The organism is Kitasatospora sp. NEAU-CNBT7 (assembly GCF_057220535.1).
In genome coordinates this window covers 1-2,830 of sequence record NZ_JBXQQB010000118.1, presented here as the reverse complement: position 1 = coordinate 2,830, position 2,830 = coordinate 1, and the positions used below count along the sequence as shown (strand labels likewise).

Below are 2,830 nucleotides of genomic sequence, written 5' to 3'. Positions count from 1 at the left end.
CCTCAAGGAGACCGGCACGGTGCCGCGGGTGATCGTCACCGACAGGCTCAAGAGCTACGGCGCCGCCCGCCGCGAGGTCATGCCCTCGGTCGAGCACCGCTCCCACAAGGGCCTGAACAACCGGGCCGAGAACAGCCACCAACCCACGAGCAGCGCGAACGCGCCATGAAGGGCTTCCGATCGGTCGGCGCCGCGCAGCGGTTCCTCGCCGCGTTCAGCGGCATCTCACCCCACTTCCGACCCGGCCGCCACCTCCTCACCGCCGCCCGCTACCGCCTCGAAATGATCATCCGCTTCACCATCTGGAACCACATCACCGGTGCCACCGGCCTGCCCACCACGGCCTGAACCAGCACCCCCATCGGGGCCCAGCATGCCCCGACACGGCGTCAGACGATCAAGCACCCGACAACGTGACAACGCCGTCCGGGGCGAGCTCGTTGGCGTACACGGTCTCCAGCAGGGTGTCGGTGCCGCGCCGTACCACGAACACCCGGTCGGCCAGGTGCCCGGCCTCCACTGCGGCGAGCGCCGCAGGCAGGGCTGCGGCGCAGGCGTCGTGGTTGTCCCAACCCACGTACCGGGCCCGGCCCTCGACGGCGAGGCGCAGGTAGCGGTCCAGGACACCGAGCTGGGAAAGCGCCTCCGGCACGGCCAGGGCCACGACCTCGATGCGGTAGCCGGCCCGCCGGTACGCGGCGATCTCGGCCAGGAACTCCTCGGGGCGGCCCAGCGCCGCCTCCACCACCGCGTCGAACCGGCCCTCCCGCAGCCCGGCTTCCAGCCGAGCCTGCCAGCCATAGGTGTCCGTGCGCACCCGCACCCCGGCCGTGCGCACGTCCTCGACCAGGAACCCGGGGTAGGAGGGGTGGACGGCCTTGTAGGCGTCACGGTCCACCCGCACCGCCCCACCCCGCCTGGCGAGCGCCGCGTGCACCAGATCCACGACGAACGTCTTGCCGCTGCCGGCCTGCCCGGCCACGAACACCACCACCGGCCGCTCCTGACGGACCGCCCGCCCGATCCCGGCCGGAAGGACGACCTGCTCCAGCACCGCGGCGCTCTCGGTATCCGACAACGCCGCCGGGACGGTGCTCCACTCCTTCAACCCGCTGCTCCTCGCCGCTTCGGACTTTGTTCGGGGCGTCCGCCCACGGACACGATAGCGGGTACGGGTACGGGTACGGGTACGGGTACGTACCCCACTTGAGGGTGCGGGTACGTACCCGTATCCTGAGGGGGACCGAGAGGAGCACCACCCGATGGCCGACGCCAACGTGCGCATCCCCGCCGAGACCCGCGACCGCCTCGCCGAGGTCGCCGCCGCCGAACACCTGTCGCTGCGCGCCTACCTGGCCCGCCTCGCCGACACCCTGCTCACCCCCGCCGAACGCGCCGAACGCGCCGAACAGGCCCGCCACAAGCTCCAGGCCTGGAACGGTTACAACCCCGACGCCGCGCACACCAAGCAGCTGGACGACGAACTCGACCGCCGCCTGGCCCAGGCAGGCGGCCAGTGACCGACCTGCACGTCGTCCTCGACGACACCGCCATGGTCGCAGCCGGCCGCGGCAACATCCTCGCCTCCCGCCTCATCCACCGTGCCCACGCCGAAGCTGGCTGGTACCTCTACGCCCCGGCCTGCGCCCTGGTGGAAGCCGACCGTAAGCGCCCCGGCACCGCCGAACACCTCGCCGCTCTGCCCGGCGTCACCGTGCTCGACCTCGACCTCGCTGCCGTCCTGGCGGTCGCCGCCGAGAACACCTGGGCCCAGGCCCACACCCGCTACGCCGTCGCCCCGACCCCGGAGCGCCCGGACGGCGCGGTCGTCGCCACTGTCGACCCGGCCCGCTGGAAGGGCGAGCCGGTGCGCGTCATCGACCTCACCCCGTGACCCTGCCCGACCAGGCCCCGGCCGGGCAGCGGGGCCGCCGCTGCCAGCCGTCCACCGCCCGGAGACTTCCGGAGATCGAGTAGCGGGCGGCAGCGAGGATTCCACGGTGGTGACGCCGAGTCGTTCGGAGGCGGCGGCCCCGCTGCCCGGGATCCCTCCCGGCAGACGCAGGCTCTGCACCGCCGGCCCTCTGGCTCCCTTCCCGGGACGCTTCCGCTTCCGGTCGCGCCCGGCGGGAGCGGGGGCGTAGACCGGAATCATGAGCCGCTCCGACGCTGCGGGGACCGGGTCCGGCGACAGGCCGGAGCTGTGCGACGTGTGCGGGGCGGTGGTCGCGGCGCGGGAGTTGCTGGTGCGGCGGGTGCCGGACTCCTCTGCTGTCGGCGAGGTCGCGCGGTTCGACGGCGAGCGGCTGCTGCGTGCGTGGCGCACCTGGTTGAACCCGCCGCCGACTATCAGCGCCGCCCCTGCATCACCGAGGAGCTCTGGGCCGGGCAGATCGCCCGGGCGGTGCGGCTGCTCGGCCCGACGGACGAGGAGCAAATGATCGACCTGCTCCTCGCGGTCACCGGCCTCGACGAGGAGCAGGGGCGTTGTCACGTTGTCGGGTGCTTGATCGTCTGACGCCGTGTCGGGGCATGCTGGGCCCCGATGGGGGTGCTGGTTCAGGCCGTGGTGGGCAGGCCGGTGGCACCGGTGATGTGGTTCCAGATGGTGAAGCGGATGATCATTTCGAGGCGGTAGCGGGCGGCGGTGAGAGGTGGCGGCCGGGTCGGAAGTGGGGTGAGATGCCGCTGAACGCGGCGAGGGGGGCTTCGCCCTGATGGGTGGACACGCTGATACTGGATCTGCTTGATCCGGAGGAAGCGAGAACACCGCCGATGGCGATGAAGGACTACTCGGACGAGTTCAAGGCCGATGCCGTGGCCTTGTACG

4 protein-coding genes and 2 pseudogenes are annotated in these 2,830 nt (G+C 72.2%); 4 read left to right on the top strand and 2 right to left on the bottom strand.

What is annotated here, in order from left to right:
• A pseudogene (locus AC2TEW_RS38860) lies at positions 1 to 348 on the top strand (DDE-type integrase/transposase/recombinase); the annotation flags it as partial.
• Positions 349 to 397: 49 nt separating this feature from the next.
• Here AC2TEW_RS38860 and AC2TEW_RS38855 read toward each other — a convergent pair.
• On the bottom strand, positions 398 to 1,108 hold the full coding sequence (locus tag AC2TEW_RS38855; protein ID WP_484627843.1) for a zeta toxin family protein: 711 nt from the start codon (positions 1,106 to 1,108) through the stop codon (positions 398 to 400).
• 154 nt (positions 1,109 to 1,262) lie between these two features.
• Between AC2TEW_RS38855 and AC2TEW_RS38850 the strand changes: the two genes are divergently transcribed.
• The 3 genes from AC2TEW_RS38850 to AC2TEW_RS38840 all read left to right on the top strand — a co-directional run bounded on the left by AC2TEW_RS38850 (position 1,263) and on the right by AC2TEW_RS38840 (position 2,518).
• Entirely contained in the window at positions 1,263 to 1,520 is a 258-nt protein-coding gene (locus tag AC2TEW_RS38850; protein WP_484627842.1) for an Arc family DNA-binding protein, read from the top strand.
• 5 nt (positions 1,521 to 1,525) lie between these two features.
• Positions 1,526 to 1,894: a PIN domain-containing protein gene (locus tag AC2TEW_RS38845; protein ID WP_484627844.1), complete on the top strand. Its 369-nt coding sequence runs from the start codon at positions 1,526 to 1,528 to the stop codon at positions 1,892 to 1,894.
• Between the two features lie 423 nt (positions 1,895 to 2,317).
• Positions 2,318 to 2,518 carry a hypothetical protein gene (locus AC2TEW_RS38840; RefSeq protein ID WP_484627841.1) on the top strand — a complete coding sequence of 67 codons (201 nt, stop codon included), beginning with the start codon at positions 2,318 to 2,320 and terminating at the stop codon, positions 2,516 to 2,518.
• Between the two features lie 41 nt (positions 2,519 to 2,559).
• On the opposite strand, the pseudogene AC2TEW_RS38835 reads toward AC2TEW_RS38840, so the two are convergent.
• Positions 2,560 to 2,702, bottom strand: a pseudogene (locus tag AC2TEW_RS38835) (IS6 family transposase); the annotation flags it as partial.
• Between the last annotated feature and the right edge of the window lie 128 nt (positions 2,703 to 2,830).